Source organism: Herbidospora galbida, from assembly GCF_005233835.1.
GTDB lineage: Bacteria > Actinomycetota > Actinomycetes > Streptosporangiales > Streptosporangiaceae > Herbidospora > Herbidospora galbida.
The window spans coordinates 1-18,087 of the sequence record NZ_SZQA01000074.1; the positions used below are offsets into that span (position 1 = coordinate 1).

At 72.1% G+C, this 18,087-nt stretch carries 15 protein-coding genes; 10 read left to right on the plus strand and 5 right to left on the minus strand.

Translation table 11 applies throughout. The annotated features are described in order from the left end of the window. Window positions 1–841: GTP-binding protein (locus FDA94_RS37730; protein ID WP_170991298.1), on the minus strand; the 841-nt coding region annotated here is incomplete at its 3' end. Continuing rightward, the gene (gene cysD / locus FDA94_RS37735) at window positions 841–1,779 is read right to left on the minus strand and encodes a sulfate adenylyltransferase subunit CysD (protein ID WP_170991299.1); all 939 of its coding nucleotides are present in this window, start codon (window positions 1,777–1,779) and stop codon (window positions 841–843) included. The genes cysD and FDA94_RS37730, both read right to left, overlap by 1 nt. A gap of 25 nt (window positions 1,780–1,804) precedes the next feature. Here cysD and FDA94_RS37740 point away from each other — a divergent pair, with 25 nt between their 5' ends. After that, window positions 1,805–2,374, plus strand: a complete 570-nt coding sequence (locus FDA94_RS37740; protein WP_137251816.1) for a GNAT family N-acetyltransferase — start codon at window positions 1,805–1,807, stop codon at window positions 2,372–2,374. On the opposite strand, the gene FDA94_RS37745 is transcribed toward FDA94_RS37740, so the two are convergent. The 3 genes from FDA94_RS37745 to FDA94_RS37755 are packed head-to-tail and all read right to left on the minus strand — an operon-like array spanning window position 2,355 to window position 5,210. Beyond that, the gene (locus FDA94_RS37745; protein WP_137251817.1) at window positions 2,355–3,101 is read right to left on the minus strand and encodes a sulfotransferase-like domain-containing protein; all 747 of its coding nucleotides are present in this window, start codon (window positions 3,099–3,101) and stop codon (window positions 2,355–2,357) included. The two genes, FDA94_RS37740 and FDA94_RS37745, sit on opposite strands and share 20 nt — an antisense overlap. Continuing rightward, window positions 3,068–4,051 (minus strand): aldo/keto reductase, encoded by a 984-nt coding sequence (locus tag FDA94_RS37750; protein ID WP_137251818.1) that lies wholly within the window; start codon window positions 4,049–4,051, stop codon window positions 3,068–3,070. The genes FDA94_RS37745 and FDA94_RS37750 overlap by 34 nt, the downstream gene beginning before the upstream one ends. After that, a complete protein-coding gene (locus FDA94_RS37755) occupies window positions 4,044–5,210 on the minus strand; it encodes an argininosuccinate synthase domain-containing protein (RefSeq protein ID WP_170991300.1) in 1,167 nt (388 codons plus the stop codon). The genes FDA94_RS37750 and FDA94_RS37755 overlap by 8 nt, the downstream gene beginning before the upstream one ends. 641 nt (window positions 5,211–5,851) lie before the next feature. Between FDA94_RS37755 and FDA94_RS37760 the strand changes: the two genes are divergently transcribed. The 9 genes from FDA94_RS37760 to FDA94_RS37800 form a co-directional block, all read left to right on the plus strand. Then, window positions 5,852–8,803, plus strand: a complete 2,952-nt coding sequence (locus FDA94_RS37760; protein ID WP_170991301.1) for a non-ribosomal peptide synthetase — start codon at window positions 5,852–5,854, stop codon at window positions 8,801–8,803. Between the two features lie 5 nt (window positions 8,804–8,808). Next, complete coding sequence (locus FDA94_RS37765; RefSeq protein ID WP_030453438.1) at window positions 8,809–8,985, plus strand: MbtH family protein; 177 nt, start codon at window positions 8,809–8,811, stop codon at window positions 8,983–8,985. Between the two features lie 17 nt (window positions 8,986–9,002). Continuing rightward, window positions 9,003–12,293, plus strand: a complete 3,291-nt coding sequence (locus FDA94_RS37770) for a non-ribosomal peptide synthetase (protein ID WP_137251821.1) — start codon at window positions 9,003–9,005, stop codon at window positions 12,291–12,293. Next, window positions 12,293–13,087 carry an alpha/beta fold hydrolase gene (locus FDA94_RS37775; protein ID WP_137251822.1) on the plus strand — a complete coding sequence of 265 codons (795 nt, stop codon included), beginning with the start codon at window positions 12,293–12,295 and terminating at the stop codon, window positions 13,085–13,087. Before FDA94_RS37770 ends, FDA94_RS37775 begins: the two co-directional genes overlap by 1 nt. Beyond that, window positions 13,084–14,220: an acyl-CoA dehydrogenase family protein gene (locus FDA94_RS37780; protein ID WP_137251823.1), complete on the plus strand. Its 1,137-nt coding sequence runs from the start codon at window positions 13,084–13,086 to the stop codon at window positions 14,218–14,220. The genes FDA94_RS37775 and FDA94_RS37780 overlap by 4 nt, the downstream gene beginning before the upstream one ends. After that, a complete protein-coding gene (locus FDA94_RS37785; protein WP_137251824.1) occupies window positions 14,217–15,119 on the plus strand; it encodes an acyl-CoA dehydrogenase family protein in 903 nt (300 codons plus the stop codon). Before FDA94_RS37780 ends, FDA94_RS37785 begins: the two co-directional genes overlap by 4 nt. A 3-nt stretch (window positions 15,120–15,122) precedes the next feature. Then, a complete protein-coding gene (locus FDA94_RS37790) occupies window positions 15,123–16,322 on the plus strand; it encodes an aspartate kinase (protein WP_137251825.1) in 1,200 nt (399 codons plus the stop codon). A 16-nt stretch (window positions 16,323–16,338) separates the two neighbouring features. After that, window positions 16,339–17,766, plus strand: a complete 1,428-nt coding sequence (locus FDA94_RS37795) for an MFS transporter (RefSeq protein ID WP_170991302.1) — start codon at window positions 16,339–16,341, stop codon at window positions 17,764–17,766. Beyond that, window positions 17,767–18,087: ABATE domain-containing protein (locus FDA94_RS37800; RefSeq protein ID WP_170991303.1), on the plus strand; the 321-nt coding region annotated here is incomplete at its 3' end.

Below are 18,087 nucleotides of genomic sequence, written 5' to 3' on the forward strand. Positions count from 1 at the left end.
CGGGGGCGGCGCGGTCGAGGTCCACGCCGCCGGGGCCGAGCAGCCGGGCGATCGTGGACGTCCGGCCGCCGCCCGCGACCCCGACGGCGTCGCCGGCCGCGACCGGCCCGCCGACCACGGTGCCCGCGAAGCCGCGGAAGTCGTCGGCGCGGATGACGTACTGGACGGGGAGCCGGTAGCCCTCGTTGAGCGCCGGTCCGGGCTCCCAGGCGGTCAGCGCACCCAGCAGCGTCGGGCCGTCGAACCAGGGCAGGTTGGCGGAGGGTTCGACGACGTTGTCGCCGTCGAGCGCGCTGGCCGGGATGACGTCGGCCCGCATGCCGAACCCGTCGGCCGCCGACCGCACCTCGCCGGCGAGGTCGTCGTACGTCGACCGGTCCCAGCCGACCGCGTCCAGCTTGTTGACCACGGCGATGACCGACGGCACCCCCATGAGCGCGCAGATCGCCAGGTGGCGGCGGGTCTGCTCGCGCACGCCCTTGGTGGCGTCGACGAGCAGCACCGCGACGTCGGCGTTGGACGCCGCGACCGCCATGTTGCGGGTGTACTGCTCGTGCCCCGGCGCGTCGGCGACGATCACCCGGCGGCCGGACGGCAGGTCCATGAACAGGTGGGCGACGTCGATGGTGATGCCCTGCTCGTGCTCGGCCTCCAGCCCGTCGGTCAGCAGCGAGTAGTCCACCGCCCCGGCCGCCACGGTGGACCCGCCGCGCCGCGTCTTCCTGGCGTAGTCGAGCTGGTCGTCGGTGGCGCCGCCGGTGTTGGCGAGCAGCCTGCCGATGAGGGTGGACTTGCCGTCGTCGACCGAGCCGCACGCCACGACTCTCAGTACCGCGACCATCAGAAATACCCTTCCGACTTCTTGCTCTCCATGGACGTGCCGCCCTCGCCGTCGATGAGCCGGCCGGCGCGTTCGGACCTGCGGTCACGCCGCATCTCGTCGATGACCTCGTCGACGTTCTCGGCCTTGGACTCCACGGCCGCCGTCAGCGGGTAGCAGCCGAGGGTGCGGAACCGCACCCGGCGCTCCTCCGGCCGCTCGCCGGGCTCCAGGGGGTAGCGGTCGTCGTCCACCATGATCAGCGCGCCGTTCCGCTCGACCACCGGGCGCGGCGCGGTGAAGTAGAGCGGCACGACGGGGATGTCCTCGCGCCGGATGTAGCGCCAGACGTCGAGCTCGGTCCAGTTCGACAGCGGGAACACCCGCATCGTCTGGCCCTCGGCGAGCTCGGTGTTGGCCTGCCGCCAGAACTCCGGGCGCTGCGAGCGCGGCTCCCAGCGGTGGCCGGGCTCGCGCAGCGAGAAGATCCGCTCCTTGGCCCGCGACCGCTCCTCGTCACGCCGCGCGCCGCCGATCGCCGCCTCGAAGCCGCCGTCGTCGAGCGCCTTGCGCAGGGTCAGGGTCTTCTTGATCCGGGTGTACTCGTGCGTGCCGTGGGTAAAAGGCGTGGCCTCCTCGGGGTTGGTGTGCACCCGCAGGTCGAGCCCCAGCCGCTCGGCCGTGGCGTCGCGGAAGGCGATCATCTCGCGGAACTTCCAGCCGGTGTCGACGTGCACGACGGGAAAGGGCATCCGGCCGGGTGCGAACGCCTTCAGCGCGAGGTGCAGCAGCACCGAGGAGTCCTTGCCGATCGAGTAGAGCAGCACCGGCCGCCGGAACGCCCCGGCGACCTCGCGCAGTATGTGGACCGCCTCGGCTTCGAGCATGTCGAGGACGTCGTCTTCTCCGGCCATGTCCCGGACCTCCGGCTTCTGGTTGGAGTAACCTGTAAATAGCATGTCAGTGGTTATCTGGAGGTGAGCGATGAGTTCCCTGACCGTCAGAGAGCTGTCCAAGGAGACCTGGGGCGACTTCGAGTCGGTGCTCGGCGCCAACGGAGGCGCCCGGGGGTGCTGGTGCATGCACTGGCGGCTGTCCATCAAGGAGTGGACGGAGGGGAAGGGCGAGGGCAACAAGAAGGCCATGAAGCGCCTGGCCGGCCGCGAACCGGTCCCCGGCCTCGTCGTCTACGACCAGGACGCCCCCGTCGCGTGGTGCTCGCTCGGGCCGAGGTCGTCCTTCCCCCGGCTGGAGCGCTCGCCGCTCCTCTCCGGCGTCGACGACGACGAGGAGGTCTGCGCGATCGCGTGCGTGTACGTCGAGAAGAAGCATCGTGGCTCCGGGTTGCTGCCGGGGATCCTGGAGGCGGTCTGCGACTGGGCGTCGTCCGCGGGCTACACCACCGCCGAGGGCTACCCGGTCGAACCCCGCGAGGGGAAGCGCGCCGGGGCCGACACGGCGATGACGGGCATCGCCAGCGCCTTCCTCGACGCCGGGTTCTCGGAGGTGGCCCGCCCGCGCGACGACCGGCCGGTCATGCGACGGAAGGTTTAGCCCTGGCCAGCGCCTCGTAGTAGGGACGGTGATAGTCGGCGACGCGGCGCAGGTGCTCGTTGGTCTCGGGCGTCTCGCGCCGCGTGGGCGCCTTCGCCACGAGGCCGCTGCTCTCCGCCACCTCCGCGTGCCACCGGTTGGTGCGCCGCCAGCTCGTCTGCTCGCCCGGGTCCCAGCTCATCGCCTCGGGCATGAACTCCAGCCCGACGTGATCGCAGTAGGCCCGGACCGTCGCCTCCGGACTCGCCACCAGGTCGTCGCCGTCGATCACCAGCGGCGTCTCGCCGGTGGCCGAGCGCACGGCGTCGAAGATGGCGTGCAGATATTCGAAGCCGTACTCGTCGAGCGTCGCGTCGGGGTTCATGGCGTAGTGGGAGGCGATGGCGCTCTCCGGCTCCCTGATCATGAACGTGTTGACGACGTCGCTGAACAGGCGCTTGTCCTCGAACAGCGGCGTGTACGTGTAGTCGGAGGTGTCCTTGGCGAACACCCGCCGGCCGCCGGCGCTCACCTCCAGCATCACGTCGAGCAGCTCGACCGCCGAGGTGACGGTCCGGCCCGCGAACGCGAACCGGCCGTCGTCCTGGAGGTAGGAGAACGGCTCGTGGGCCACCTCCAGGTCGCCGCGCTCCATCATGATGCGCAGGAACGCCGTCGACCGGGACCTGGGCACCGCCCACAGCATGATCGGCTTCACTGCGACCACGCCGTCGGCCGGCGGTCCCATCGGTGGGTGCGCAGCTCCGCCATCAGCGCCTCGCTCAGCGGCTCGGCGTCGCTGACGGCGATGTTGGCGTGGACGTGCGCGGGCTTGCGCATGCCCGGGATGACGGTGGACACGTCGGGGTTCTGCAGGATGAAGCGCAGGGCGAGCTCCGGCAGGGTCATGCCCTCGGGCAGGATCCGCTTGAGCCGTTCGGCGCGGTCGACGCTCGGCCCGAGGTTCTCGGGGACGAAGTAGGTGTTGCGCCAGTCGCCCTCGGGCCACCTGGTGTCATGGGTGAGGGTGCCGGTGAGCGTGCCCTCGTCGAAGGGCACCCGGGCGACCACCGCGACGTCGAGCTCGCGGCAGGCCGGGAACAGCTCGTCCTCCGGGGCCTGGTCGAAGACGTTGTAGATGACCTGGACGGCGTCGATCAGCCCGGTCTGCAACGTCTCCAGCACGTTCCACGGCTCCCAGCGGTTGACGCTGATGCCGACGCCCTTGATCAGGCCGCGTTCCCGCATCTCGGTGACGGCGTCCTGCCACGTCGGGTCGTGCGCCCAGGAGTCCTCCCAGACGTGGAACTGGAACAGGTCGATTGAGGGCGTGCCCAGACCTTCGAGGCTGCGGTTCAGGTACTCCCAGAGGTGGTCGGGCGGGTAGACGTCGGCCAGCTTGGAGTCGCGGGTGGAGGGCCAGGCGCGGTCTTTGGGCGGGGGCTTGGTGGCGACGTACAGGCGGCCTCCGGGGTGCCGCCTCACCAGGCGGCCGAGCATCCGCTCGCTCTCGCCCCGCCCGTAGATCCAGGCGGTGTCGAAGTAGGTGCAGCCCAGTCCGACGGCCTCGTCGAGCGCGTCGTCGCCGGTCGCGTCGTCGGCGCCGGTCCAGCCGCCCTCTCCTCCGGCGATGCCCCACATGCCGTAGCCGACGTCGCCGACGGTCCAGCCGAGCCGGCCGAAGCGGCGCTCACGCATCGCCTTCTCCTTCCCTGCTCCAGCGGTTGCCGCCCGAACCGAACCGGGTCTGCTGCACGACGTGGCTCGCCACTTTCATCCCTTCGGGCCGGACCACCCCACGGTGGACGGACAGGGTCACGCTGCCGCTGATGTCGCCGACGAGCCGGTCGATCGCCTCGCGGGCCGCCTGGGCGGCGGGTTCGAGCCAGCGCGCCTCGTACATCGCGGCGCCCAGGACGGCGGCCAGCCGGTCGTGCAGTTCGCGGCCCGCCGCGTCGAGGCCGGCCTGCAGGACGCGGGTCCAGGCGCGTTCGAGCAGCTCCAGGCCGGGCGACTCGTAGATGCCCCGGCAGACCGTGCCGATGATGCGCCGTTCGACGACGTCGCGGAGCCAGACGCCGTGGCGGGCGCCGACGGCGTTGGCCAGCGTCATCCACTCGACCGGGTCGGGGCCGCTGCCGTTGACGTCGGCGACCCGCCCGTCGCGGAAGGTGACCGTGACGGTCTCGGGTTCGGGCGGGGCCTCGTGGGGCCAGGCGCTCCAGCGCGGCCGGAGCCGGGTGACCGGTGTCTGCAGGTCTTCGAGTTCGGCCGACTCGTGGGAGGTGCCGGCGAGGTTGGCGTCGGTGGACCGGTCGGCGGCGCTGCCCCGGTCGAGGCGCAGCCCGTGCTCGGCGACGGCCGCCGCCATGGCCGCGCGGTCGGGGAAGCGGTCGAGGGCGCGCGGGTCGGTCCACGGTTCGACGCGGGCCATCCCGGGGGCGACCTGGGCGCCGTAGCGCGCGAACCGGCGCTGGTCGTTGCCGCCGCCGACACAGCCGTGGACGAACGTCTCGCAGCCGTCGGCCCGCATCAGCGGCAGCAGTTCGCTGACGAGCACGAAGCGGGACGCGCCGGTGGTGTTCCAGTAGCCGCCGTCGTGGCGGGCGCGGTACCGCAGCAGATCGGAGGCGACGGCGGCCATCGCCGCGCGCAGGTCCACGACGACGACGTCGGCGCCGGAGTCGCGCAGAGAGGAGGCGAGCCCGTCGATCTCCGCGCGGTCCGACTGGCCGATGTCGGCGATGTAGTGCCGCACCGGGGCCGACGTCTCACGGAGCCAGACTCCGACGGCCAGAGACGATAGTCCTCCTGATTGGAATAACCCCGTCCGGGGATTGCCATCGGCTATTCCCACGACCTCCTCCTTGCGCTGGTGGATTGCTGGCGATATGTCAAGCCTTGCCCACGATACCCATGGAAATCAAGTCCGCACGCAATTGTGCGCCGATGATTCGAGGATGGCCTTCTGTTACTCGTGTGGTTCGGGTGAACGCGCCCTCAATTGGCCCGAAGATCGTTGTGCGGGTTCTCCGCTGGTCATCGCGTGTTTCTCGAAAAAGTTCGCACGGATAACGAGGATCGGTGATTAGCCCTTGCGGGCTCGGGTATCGGGGCGCTCGGACACCGGTCGCCGCACCACGCCCTCCCGGTGCGGATAGAACAAGCGTTTCCACAGGTCGAAGCGGTACCTAGCGCGGCCTCGGCGACGTCCGGGCTTGCGAACCGCAGCCCGTTGGCACAGTATGGAGTAACCTGTAAGAGGCAGGATGATGGTTACTCAATCTTTTCGTGAAGGGAGCGTCCGGCCACGCCTGAAAGCATTCTCGCACCCATCTGAATAGTGACTGATCTGCCTGACCTGACCATGGAAGCACGATGCCACGCCATCAGCAGACGCACTCGAACGAAAACGCCGAACCCGCCGTTCACTTATTCCTCGGCCCGCAGCGCGCGTTCCCTTCGCAAAGCACCGTCCTCGACCTTTTCCGGGAACAGGTGGAGAACGCGCCGGACCGTCCCGCCGTCCGCTATCGCGACCTGACGATGAGCTACGCCGACCTCGACGCGGCGGCCGACACGACCGCCCGCCTGCTCATCGACGGCGGGGTGGAGAAACACCGTTTGACACCCGTCCTGGTGGCGGACGGACGCGAATTCCCGGCCGCGCTCTTCGGGGTGATGAAGACCGGCGCGGCGTTCGTGCCGCTCGATCCGGCCTGGCCCGCCGACCGGCTCAACGCGATCATGGCCGAGCTGTCGCCGCCCGCCGTCGTGGTGTCCCCGGCGACCGCCGACATCCTCGCCGGCCTGGACGCACCCGCCCCGGCGGTGGTCGTCGACTGCGCCGCGCCGGCCGAGGCCGAACCGGCGCCGGCCGAGCGCCGGCCCGCTCCCGGCGACCTGATCTACGGCTTCTACACCTCCGGCTCGACGGGCACGCCCAAGTGCGCGCTCAACCGCCATCGCGGCCTGGTCAACCGGCTGACCACGATGTCGCGCCGGTTCGGCGACGGGTCCGGCCACGTGACCCTGCAGAACAGCCGGTCCACGTTCGACTCCTCGATGTGGCAGGTGCTGTGGCCGCTGACCTCCGGCGGCCAGGTGGTGCTGCCCGACCGCGACGGCATCCTCGACCTCGAGGAGACCGCGACGACCATCGGCCGGTACGGCGTCACGATGACCGACTTCGTGCCCTCGGTGCTGGCGGCGTTCGTGGCCCTGCTGGAGGAGCGCGAGGACCTGCGCGCCGCGACCTCCAGCCTGCGCCGCATGCTGATCGGCGGCGAGACGGCCGGTCCCGGCGTGGTGCACCGGCTGCGCGCGCTGCTGCCGGGCCTCGCGGTCACCAACACGTTCGGCCCGACGGAATGCTCCATCGGATCGGTGTTCCACGACGTCACCGACGCCGACGCCGACCGGATCCCCATCGGGCTCCCCATCGACAACACCGCCGCGATCGTGCTCGACGGCGACCTGAACCCCGTACCGGTGAACACGCCCGGCGAGCTCTACCTCGGCGGCGAGTGCATCGGCGCGGGCTATCTCGGCGACCCCGCGCGGACCGCGCGGACGTTCGTGCCCAACCCGTTCCCGCAGATCCCGGGCCACACGCTCTACCGGACCGGCGACCTGGCGCGGGCCGGCGACGACGGGCTGCTCCACTTCGCCGGCCGACTCGACGAGCAGGTCAAGCTCGGCGGGGTGCGGGTGGAGCTCGGCGACGTCGCCGCGGCCGTGGCCGACCATCCGCTCGTCGGCGACGCGACGGCGGTCGTGCTCGGCGAGGCGCCCGACGCGACGCTGGTCACGTGCGTCACCCCGCGCTCACCCGACGAGACGCCGTCGGCGGAGGAGCTGCGCGGCCACGCGGCCGGGAAGCTCCCGGCCGAGCAGGTCCCGCACCGGATCGTGGTGCTCGACGAGCTGCCGCTCAACCACAACGGCAAGGCCGACCGCAAGGCGCTGGCCGCGCTCATCGTCGCGGAGGGCGCCCGGCAGGACGGCCCGGACGAGGACGTCGAACCGCCGGCCGGCCCGATGGAGGAGCTCGTCTGCGCGGCGTGGCGCGAGGTGCTCGAACGCGACCGGATCTCGGTGGTGGTGCCCTTCTCCGACTACGGCGGCACCTCGCTGCTGGCCTACCGGGTCGTCACCGCCGTGGGCGAACGGCTGGGCCGGCCGGTCCGGCCGCGCGACCTGCTCGCCGAGCCGACCGTGCGCGCCCAGGCCGCCCGGCTGGCGGGCGGCGTCGACGACGACAGCGCCGAACTGGCCTACGTCCGGCAGGACCTCGCGTGGCGCCCGCCCCGGACGCTGCTGCTGACCGGCGCGACCGGCTTCATCGGGGCGCACGTCCTCGCCGAGCTGCTGACCCGCACCAACGCCGAGGTGATCTGCCTGGTCCGGTGCGCCGACCCGGCCGACGGCGCCCGCCGGCTGACCGAGGTCCTCGACCGCTACGGCCTGGCCTCCGCCTGGCAGCAACTGCCCATGGCGATCAAGACCGGACGCGTCGAGGTGGTGCCCGGCGACCTGGCCGGGGAGCTGCTCGGGCTGCCCCAGTGGCGCTTCGAGGCCCTCGCCTCGACGGTGTCGGGCATCGTCAACGCCGCGGGCGCGGTGAACTTCCTGGCGGGCTACCTCGATCACCGGCCGGCCAACGTGCTGGGCGTACAGGAGCTCATCAAGCTCGCCACCGGCGGGGCCCGCCTGCACATCCTGTCCACCCTGAGCATCTTCGCCCCCGACGGGCGGACCGGCCCGCCCATCACCGAAGACCAGATCCCGGTGACCGACGAGGTCGCCGCCGACGGCTACAACCGCTCCAAGTTCGTCGCCGAGAGCCTCGTCGCCGACGCGCACCGCCAGGGCGTGAGCTCGGTGGTCTACCGTCTCGGCGAGGTCTGGCCGCACCGCGAGACCGGCGCGGCCAACCCCGACTCACTGGCCCACAACCTGCTGTACGCCTGCGCCCGCACCCGGTGCGTCTTCCCGACCGAGGCCGCGACCGACGTGACCCCGGTCGACGTGGTCGCCCGGTTCCTGGCCGGCGCCGCGACCGGCGACATCGACGTGCCCGACGGCGCGATGCACGTGCTGTGGCCGACCGGGCTGCGCTTCGCCGACGCCTTCGAGGCGCTCGCCGACCGGTGCGGCTTCGACCGGGTCGGCTACGCGGAGTTCCGCGACCGCCTGGAGGCGATCGCCGAGCCCGACCAAAGGCTCACCGCGCTCCGCCTGCTGCTGCCGCCCCCCGAGGACGGCCGCGACGCCGCGCCGGCCGAGTTCGACGAGATGTTCACCGACGGGTCGCGGCACTTCGACATCCGGCGGTTCGACCGCCACGGGGCCGCGCTCGCCCAACCGGAGGCCGACGGCCTCGCGGCGGTCGACCGCTACCTCACCCAGCTGACCGACACCTCCGCCTTCGTACCTCAAGAAAGGTAGGCGCAATGGAAGAGCAGTTCGCCGTGGTGATCAACCACGAGGAGCAGTACTCGATATGGCCGGCCGGCCGCGAGATCCCGAACGGCTGGCGCGAGGCCGGGTTCGAAGGCGGCAAGGACGAGTGCCTGGCACACATCGCGAGCGTGTGGACGGATCTGCGCCCGCTGAGCGTCCGACGGTGAAGGAGGAGAAGGAGACCATGTCCACCGAAGAGCGAAACGTCGGCGACATCAAGCGCGAGCTGCTGGAGCGGAAGGTCCGCCAGCGGGTGGCCGAGAAGGCCGAGCGGGAGAAGATCGTCCCGGTGCAGCGCACCGGCAAGATGGCCATCGCCGAGCAGCAGCGCTTCCTGTGGTTCCTGCACCAGATGGTGGCCGGCGCCCCCGTCTACAACGTCCCGTTCGCGATGCGCCTGCGCGGTCCGCTCGACGTGGACGCGCTCTCGCAGGCGCTGCGCGGGATCGTGACCCGCCACGAGAGCCTGCGCACCCGGTTCGGCGACGAGCACGGCGTGCCGTTCCAGACCGTCGACCCGCCGCCCGAGACGTGGGACCTGCCGGTGACCGACGGGACCGAGGCCGGGATCCAGGACTGGATCGACGGCCAGGTGCGCGAGGAGTTCGACCTGCGCAACCACCCGCCCTACCGGTTCGGCCTGCTGCGCCTGGGCCCCGACGACCACGTGCTGTCCATCGTCTGGCACCACATCGTCATCGACGGATGGTCCTCGCGCCAGTTCGCCGAGGAGCTGACCGCCCGCTACGCCGACCCGTCCGGCTCGCAGTTCCCCGAGCTGACGCTGCACCCCGCCGACTTCGCGGCCTGGCAGCGGCTCTGGCTGCTCAGCGAGGAACCGGCCAAGCAGATCGAGTCGTGGCGCACCGCGCTGGAGGGCATGGAGCCGCTGGAGTGGCGCGGCGACCGGGAGCGCCCGTCGGCGCCCACCGGGGCCGGCCGCATCTACGAGGGCCGCCTGCCCGACGACCTCGCGCGCGGGATCCGCGACCTGGCCCAGGCCGAGAACGTGTCGCTGCTGGCGCTGACCATGACCGCGTACCAGATCGTGATCAACCGCTACACCGGCCAGGACGACATCGCCCTCGGCTCGGTCTTCTCCGGGCGCACCCGCTCGGAGACCGAGCCCATGATGGGCTTCTTCGCCAACACGGTGGCGGTCCGCGGGAACCTCGCGGGCAACCCGGTCTTCCGCGACCTGGTCCACGTCACCAACGACACCGTCCTCGACGCGATGGCCCGCCAGGACATGCCGTTCGGCCGGATGATCGAGGAGCTGAGCCCCGAACGGGTGCCGGGCCGCAACCCGCTGGTCGCGCACCTGTTCACGCTGCTGCCCGAGCCGATGATCGCGCGCTGGGAGCTCCAGGGCGTGGACGTCGAGATGCTCACCCCGCAGCCCGAGACGACCCGGTTCGACCTCACGTTCCAGATCAACGACCTGCCCGACGGCGGGCTGGGCGTGTGGATCGAGTACTCCTCCGAGCTGTTCGACCACGAGCGGGTCGAGGGCCTCGTCGAGCACTTCACGACCGTCATGGCCGACGCGCTGTCGCGGCCGGCCGCCCGGATCGACGAGCTCGACATCATGTCCAACGAGGAGTACCTGCGGGTGCTCACCGCGTGGAACCCCGAGCCGCGCGAGCGCGACGAGCGCCTGCTGCACGAGCTGTTCGCGGCGCGCGTGGCCGAGGCCCCCGACGCGGTCGCCATGCGGTTCGCGGGCGACGACCTGACCTACCGGCAGCTCGACGAGCGGTCGAGCCGCCTGGCGCACGCGCTCGTCGACGAGTTCAAGGTGACGCCGGGAACCGTGGTCGGGGTGCTCGTGGAGCGCGGCTTCGACCTGCCGGCCGCCGAACTCGGCGTGCTCAAGGCGGGCGGCGCGTGGCTGCCGCTCGACCCGCAGTACCCGCCCGACCGGCTGGCCTACCAGCTCGGCGACGCCGAGGTCGCGGTGGTCGTGACCACCTCCGACCTGGCCGACAAGGTGCCCTCCGAGGTGCCGCGGATCCTGCTCGACACCGACGCGCTCGACGGCCGGACCGGCACGCCGCCCTCGGTGACCGTGTCGCACGAGGACACCGCCTACGTCATCTACACCTCGGGCTCCACCGGCACCCCCAAGGGCGTCATGGTGCCCCACCGCGCGGTGGTCAACTTCTGCACCGCCTTCCAGCGCATGTTCCAGGTCACGCCCGACGACCGGATCCTGCAGTTCTCCAACCCGGCCTTCGACGTGAGCGTCTCGGACGTCTTCTCGACGCTCACCGCCGGCGGCACCATCGTGGGCGCCCCGCGCGCCGAGCTGCTCGACCCCGAGTCGCTGCAGGACCTGCTCGCCCGCGAGCGGGTCACGATGGTGGACATCCCGCCCGCCGTGCTCGGGCTGCTCGACCCGTCGAGCCTCGACGACCTGCGGGTCTGCTTCATCGGCATGGAGCCCTTCGGCCCCGAGCTGGTCAACAAGTGGAGCAAGCCCGGCCGCGAGTTCCACAACGGCTACGGCCCGACCGAGGTCACGGTCACGTGCGTCGACTACCTGTGCCCGCCCGAACCGATCGAGGGCACCCCGCCGATCGGCCGGGCGATGGACAACCAGCGCGCCTACGTCCTGGACAAGGGCCTGCGGCCGGTCCCGGTCGGCGTGCCCGGCGAGCTCTACATGGCCGGTGCCGGCCTGGCCGTCGGCTACCTCGGCCGGCCCGACCAGACCGCCGAGAAGTTCCGGCCCGACCCCTTCGCCACCCGGCCCGGCGAGCGCATGTACGCCACCGGCGACCTGGCCCGCTGGAACGCCGACGGCCAGCTGGAGTTCCTCGGCCGGGCCGACCGCCAGGTGAAGCTGCGCGGCCTGCGCGTGGAGCTCGGCGAGATCGAGCACGCGATCGAGGGCTTCGAGGGCGTGCGGCAGTGCGTCGTGACCGTGCGCGACCAGGGCACGCCCTCGGCGTGGCTGGCCGCCTACGTGGTCGGCGACTTCGAGCAGGACGCCCTGCGCGAGCACCTGACCGGGCGGCTGCCCATGCACATGGTGCCCACCGACTACGTCCAGCTCGACCAGCTCCCGCTGACCTCCGCGGGGAAGATCGACCACCGGAAGCTGCCCGACCCGCGCCCCGAGAGCGGCGCGGGCAAGGTCGAGCTGTCCACCGACACCGAGCGCCGGATCGCCGAGATCTGGACCGGCCTGCTCGGCCTGGAGCCCGGCAGCGTCGGCGCGCAGGACAACTTCTTCGTCCTGGGCGGCAACTCGCTGCAGGTGACCCAGATGATCTCGCGGGTGCGCGACGCCTTCCAGGTCACCCTCGACCCCCGGCGGCTGTTCAGCTACCCGCTGCTCAGCCAGTTCTCCGCGCAGGTCGACGACGCGCAGCGCGCGCTGCTCGGCGACGACGAGGTGGCCAAGCTGGAGGCGCAGGTCGCCGATCTGTCCGAGGAGGAACTCGACCGGCTGCTGAAAGAGCAGAACTGATGGACGCCACCCTGGAGGAGAAACGGCAGGCGCTGCTGCGTCTTGAGCTGCGGCGCAGACGGGAGGAGGCCCTCCGGCTGCCGCGTCCCGAACGGCGGCCGGAGTCCCCGCTGGTCCCGCTCGGCGGCGCCGGCCCGGACGCGGCCACCGAGCCGCCGCTGTTCCTGGTGCACGCCGCCGGCGGCTCGGTCGCGCCCTACGTCGCGCTGGCCGCGATCCTGGGCGCCGACCGGCCCGTGTACGCCCTGGAGGACCCGGGCCTGCACGGCGGCGTCACCGGCGACCGTGACCTCGCCGAGCTCGCGGCCCTCTACCTGGCCGAGGTCCGCGAGCTGCGGCCGTACGGCCCGCTCCACCTGGGCGGCTGGTCGGTCGGCGGGGCGGTGGCGCTGGAGATGGCCCGCCTCGACGGCGGCGCGGCGCTGACGTTCCTGCTCGACACCGGCGTCGCCGACGAGCCGTCGAGGCCCGGCGACGACGAGCTGGCCGCGTGGTTCGACGCCGACCTGGCCGCGATGGGCGCGGAGCTCGACGACGAAGAGCGGGCCCGGCGGTTCCCGGTGTTCGCCGCGAACGTCCGCGGCCTGCTGGCCTTCCGCCCCACGCGGGTGGAGGGCCGGGTGGTCCTGTTCTGCGCCGAGAACTGCGAGCCGGCCAAGCTCGACCGGTGGCGGCCCTACGCCGACGACGTCCAGGTGGTGGCGGGCGACCACTACACCATGCTCCAGGCGGCGCACGCCGAGGCGCTCGCCGCCGCGATGCGCGAGAGATTCAGCGAGGTGAGTGTCCGATGACGCCGGTCTTCACGCCCGAACAGGAGGGCTTCCGGCAGGAGGTGTGCGCGCTGCTGTGCGAGGACGCGGTGCGCGCGGAGATCGCCCAGTCGCGGCGGATGCCGTACGGGCAGGAGAGCGGGCTGCTCGACGTGCACCGGCGGCTGGGCAAGCTCGGCTGGCTCGCGATCAACTGGCCCGAGCGGTACGGCGGCTCCGGCGCCACGATCGTCGAGAAGGCGATCGTCACCGAGGAGATGATCCGCCACGGCGTGCCGGAGAACGTCCACTCGCTGGGCGTCGACATCGTCGGGAACGCCATCAACCTGATGGGCACCGACGAGCAGAAGGACCGCTACCTGCCGGGCCTGGCGCGCGGCGAGACCACGGCCAACGTGCTGTTCAGCGAGCCCGACGTCGGATCGGACCTGGGCTCGCTCGCCACCCGCGCCGAACCCGACGGCGACGGCTACCGCCTGACCGGCCGGAAAATCTACAACATGAAGGCGCAGCACAGCGACTTCGCGCTGTGCGCCGCCCGCACCTCGACCGGCCCGGTGAACTACGCCGGGATCACCCTGTTCCTGGTCCCGCTGGGGAGCATGGGCACCGTCGTCGAACCGGTGTGGAACCTCTCGGAGGAGCGGTTCGACCTGATCACGCTCGATGGGATCCGGATCGGCCGCGAGGACGTGCTCGGCGAGGTCGACGACGGCTGGCAGGTGCTGAACAGGGTGCTGCCGTTCGAGCGCACCGGGCTCGACCACTCCGCCAAGGCCGAACGCACGCTGGCCGCGCTGCGCGAGCACGCGCCGCCCGGGTGCGAGGAGCGCCTGGCGCGGCTGGAGACCCGGGTGCGCGCGGCCCGGCTGCTGGCCTGGCGGTGCATCGCCAACCTGCACGAGGGGAAGCCCGACGAGATCCACTCGGCGACCGCCAAGTGGTACACGTCCGAGACGGCCAAGGAGGTGTCGGTGGCGGCGGTCGAGCTGCTCGGATCGCGGGCGCTGCTCGACGCGCGCGACCCCGACGCGATCGCCGACGGCGTCTTCGACGCCGCGTTCCGTGAGGCCCCGGGGCTCACGCTCGCCCAGGGCTCCTCGGAGATCATGCTCTACTTCGTCGCCACATCGAAACTGGGGTTGCCGTCATGACCACCACGATCGCCGAGTTCTTCGAGGGAGACCTGGCCCCGCTGGTCCGGCGGATGGCCGACCGCCCGCGCGGCGAGGGCGGAGACACCGACGACGACCGCCGCGAGACCCGCGCGATGGTGTGGGAGGGCCTGGCCGGCCTCGGCGCCCTCGACGGGACCGACGCCGTGAGCCTGGCCGAGCTCCTCGGATCGGTCCTCTACCAGGGGCCGCTCCTCGACACGCTCACCGCGCGGGAGCTGTTCCCCGACGCCGACCTCGGCCAGGCGCCGGTGGCGCTCGCGGTGGGTTCCTACGACGACCAGGACGGGACGATCTCCGCCCGGTGCGATTTCGTGGGATTCGCGGCGGAGGTCGACCACTTCGCCGTGGTCGGCGGCGCGCGTTCGGCGCTCGTCCAGGCGGGCCATCCGTCCATCACGACGCGGCGCCACGAGGAGACCGGCCGGGGCGAGCTCTACCGGGTCGACTTCGCCGACACCCCCGTGACCACCTGGGCCGGACCCGTCGCGTGGGAGGGCGCGCGGGTACGCCAGGCGGCCTATCTCGTGGGCCTGACCCAGGCGGCGCTCGACCACGCGGTCGACTACGCGAAGACGCGCCGCCAGTTCGGCCGCGCCATCGGCGCCAACCAGGCGCTGTCCTTCCGGCTCGCCGAGATGTCGATGCACGTCGACGCGGCCCGCCTGCTGGTGCACGACCCCGACGCGTCCGGCCACGCGGCGGCCACCCTCGCCGCGGCCGCCGACCTGGCCCGTACGGTCACCACCCGCACCATGCAGATCCACGGCGCGGCGGGCATGCGCTCCGACGACGACGCGCAGCTGTACTACCGGAGGGCGGCCGCCGAATCGGTCCGGCTCGGCACGCCGTCGCAGCTACGGCAGCCGCAGGAGTGACCGATGGACCTGGTGATCCAGAAGTACGGCGGCACATCACTGGGTGACGTGGACAAGATCGGTCACGCGGCGCAGCGCATCGCCGCCGCGAACGGGTCGGTGGTGGCCGTCGTCTCCGCGATGGGCGGCACCACCGACGCGATGCTCGGCCTGGCCCGCGAGCTCACCGACAACCCGCACGCCCGGGAACTGGACCTGCTGCTCAGCACCGGCGAACAGGCCTCGGCCGCGGCGCTCGCCATGGCGCTGCACGAGCTGGGCGTGCCGGCCCGCTCGTTCAACGCCCGCGACGGCGGCATCGTCACCGACGGCGTGCACGGCTGCGCGAGCATCGTCAACGTCCGGCCCGGGCTGATCCGCGAGTGCGTCCAGACCGGCTACGTCCCCGTGGTGACCGGGTTCCAGGGCGTCGCGGCCGGGACCGGCGAGCTGACCACCCTCAGCAGAGGCGGCTCCGACACCACCGCCGTCGCCCTGGCGGCGGCGCTGCGGGCCCAGGCCTGCGAGATCTTCACCGACGTGGAGGGGGTGTTCACCGCCGATCCGAGGCACGTCGCCGACGCCCGCAAGCTCGACCACCTCTCCTACGAGGACATGGCCGAACTCGCGGCCGGGGGAGCCACGGTGCTCGCCCACTCCAGCGTCGAACTCGCCGGCGCCCACCGCGTGCCCATCCACGTGCGGTCGAGCACCACCGACGGCGCGGGGACCTGGGTGACCTCGGCCCCGCCCGACGACGGACGGTTCACCGCCGTCGGCGTCGCCCACCGGACCGGCCAGCTCCGCTGCCGGCTCGACGGGGTCGACCCGGCCGCGCTGACCACGATCGCCGCCACCCTGGCCGACCTCCCGATGCCCGTCGACGTGCTCGACCACCTCACCGACGGGGCCGGCTACTCCCTGCGCTTCATGGTGTGCGCCCCCGACCGCGACCAGGTGAACGAACTGCTCGCCGACCTGCGCGCGGCCGGCGCCTACACCGGCTGCCACTGGTCGGCGCCCATGGGCACCGTCTCGCTGGTGGGCCGGGGCTTCCGCCCCCACCACCCGCAGGTGCGGCTGCTCCCCGACACGCTCAGGACCGCCGGCGTCACGGTGCGGGACATGACCGTCCGGCCCCGGCGGATCTCCGTCACCTGCCCGGAACCCGACGTCCTGAAGGCGGTGACGCGACTGCACGGCCTGTTTCTGACCCCCGGCTGAACCGAAAGGCATGGGCATGAACCTGGCGACGCACGAGCCCGGACGGACGGGCGGCACGTCCCGATCGCGGCGGTTCTGGCCGCTCGCCGTCATCTGCGGCACCCAGTTCCTGATCGCCGTCGACTACTCGATCATCAACGTGGCCGCCCCGAGCATCCGCGAGGGCATGGACTTCGGACCGGGCGGCGGCGTCGCCTGGGTGCTGTCGGCCTACCCGCTCACCTTCTGCGGCTTCCTCCTCCTCGGGGGGAGGGTCGCCGACCTCTTCGGCCGCAAGCGGGTGTTCGTCTGGGGCCTGGCCGCCTTCGGCCTCGCCTCGCTCCTCGCGGGCCTGGCCTGGTCGCCGGCCGCGCTCATCGCGGGCCGCGCCCTCCAGGGCGTCGCCGCCGCGTTCATCGCCCCGGCGGGCCTGGGCCTGCTCCAGGCCACCATCCCCGAAGGGCCGCAACGCGAACGCGCCCTGGGCGTGTACGGCGCGGCCCTGTCGGCCGGGTTCGTCTCCGGCATGGTGCTCGGCGGGATCCTCACCGAGTACGCCGGATGGCGGTCGGTCTTCCTGATCAACGTGCCGATCGTGGTGCTCTTCGGCGTCCTGGCGACGATGCACCTCGACGAGAGCCGCGACACGCACGCCTCCCGCCACCTCGACCTCGCCGGCGTCGTCTTGGCGGCCACCGGCATGGTCGCCTTCGTGTTCGCCCTGACCGAGGGGGAGAAGTACGGCTGGACGTCGGCCCCGATCCTGCTGGCGGCGGCGATCGCCGTTCCGGCCGTGGCGCTGTTCGTCTGGGTGGAGTCGCGCAAGCGGGAGGCGCTCGTGCCGATTTCGATCTTCCGCACCGCCGCGATCGGCGCGGCCAACCTGATCACCGTCCTGCTCATCTGCTCGTACGGCGGCATGCTCTTCATCCTCACGCTCTACCTGCAGACCCATCTCGGCCTGGGCGCGCTCGCGACCGGTCTGGCCTTCGCGGTCTCCGGCGCGGTCGCCGTGGTCACCGGGATCTACGCGGGCAAGCTCGTCGAGCGGTTCGGGCTCTACCGCGTGCTGCTGTGCGGGATCGTCGTCGAGACGATCGGCATCCTGGTCATGGTGGGCCTGCCCGGCGACGACGGGCTCGCGCTCGTGCTGGTCGGCACCTCGGTGAACGCCTTCGGCCACATCCTGGCCCTGATCACCACGAGCATCGCCGGCACGAACGGCGCGGAGGAGGGCCGCCGGGCCACGGCCGGGGCCCTGATCAACGTCTCGCAGCAGCTCGGCCTGGCCGTCGGGGTCGGCGTCGTGACCTCGGTGGCCGCCCACTTCGCCGCCGGGAGCGGCGGCGACCTGGAAGGCTGGCGCTGGGCCCTGTGGTGCTCGGTCGCGTTCGCCGCGGCGGCGGCCGTCGTGACGGTCCTGCTCCGGCGACGGCTCAAGGGGGAACCAGATATAGTCGGTTAAATGGTTACTCTGACGTCTCGGGTCAGGCCACCGTGGGAGGACGCCCATTTCGTCGGCGGCCACCTGGTGCTCGACCTCACGAACACCGTCTTCGACCGGATGCTCCCGGCCGAAGAAGACGTCGAACTGCTCAGATCCCCCTCCGACGTGCTGAGCTGGTGCGTCTCGGCCGGGCTCTTCGACGAGGCGCCCGACCCGGTCGCGAGCGGCCTCGTGGCCGAGACGCGGGCCGTCCGTGAGCAGGCCTGGGCCGTGTTCGACGCGATCGCCCGGGGTGAGGCCGCGCCGGCCGACCCCTTCGGCGCGCTGCTGGAGCGGGCC

Excerpts from the sequence above, each read along its gene's own strand:
- FDA94_RS37795 (WP_170991302.1), top strand. The coding sequence starts at position 16,339 with ATGAACCTGGCGACGCACGAGCCCGGACGGACGGGCGGCACGTCCCGA.
- FDA94_RS37790 (WP_137251825.1), top strand. The coding sequence starts at position 15,123 with ATGGACCTGGTGATCCAGAAGTACGGCGGCACATCACTGGGTGACGTG.
- FDA94_RS37775 (WP_137251822.1), top strand. The coding sequence starts at position 12,293 with ATGGACGCCACCCTGGAGGAGAAACGGCAGGCGCTGCTGCGTCTTGAG.
- FDA94_RS37750 (WP_137251818.1), bottom strand. The coding sequence starts at position 4,051 with ATGCGTGAGCGCCGCTTCGGCCGGCTCGGCTGGACCGTCGGCGACGTC.
- cysD (WP_170991299.1), bottom strand. The coding sequence starts at position 1,779 with ATGCTATTTACAGGTTACTCCAACCAGAAGCCGGAGGTCCGGGACATG.
- FDA94_RS37765 (WP_030453438.1), top strand. The coding sequence starts at position 8,809 with ATGGAAGAGCAGTTCGCCGTGGTGATCAACCACGAGGAGCAGTACTCG.
- FDA94_RS37745 (WP_137251817.1), bottom strand. The coding sequence starts at position 3,101 with ATGGGACCGCCGGCCGACGGCGTGGTCGCAGTGAAGCCGATCATGCTG.
- FDA94_RS37780 (WP_137251823.1), top strand. The coding sequence starts at position 13,084 with ATGACGCCGGTCTTCACGCCCGAACAGGAGGGCTTCCGGCAGGAGGTG.
- FDA94_RS37770 (WP_137251821.1), top strand. The coding sequence starts at position 9,003 with ATGTCCACCGAAGAGCGAAACGTCGGCGACATCAAGCGCGAGCTGCTG.
- FDA94_RS37785 (WP_137251824.1), top strand. The coding sequence starts at position 14,217 with ATGACCACCACGATCGCCGAGTTCTTCGAGGGAGACCTGGCCCCGCTG.
- FDA94_RS37740 (WP_137251816.1), top strand. The coding sequence starts at position 1,805 with ATGAGTTCCCTGACCGTCAGAGAGCTGTCCAAGGAGACCTGGGGCGAC.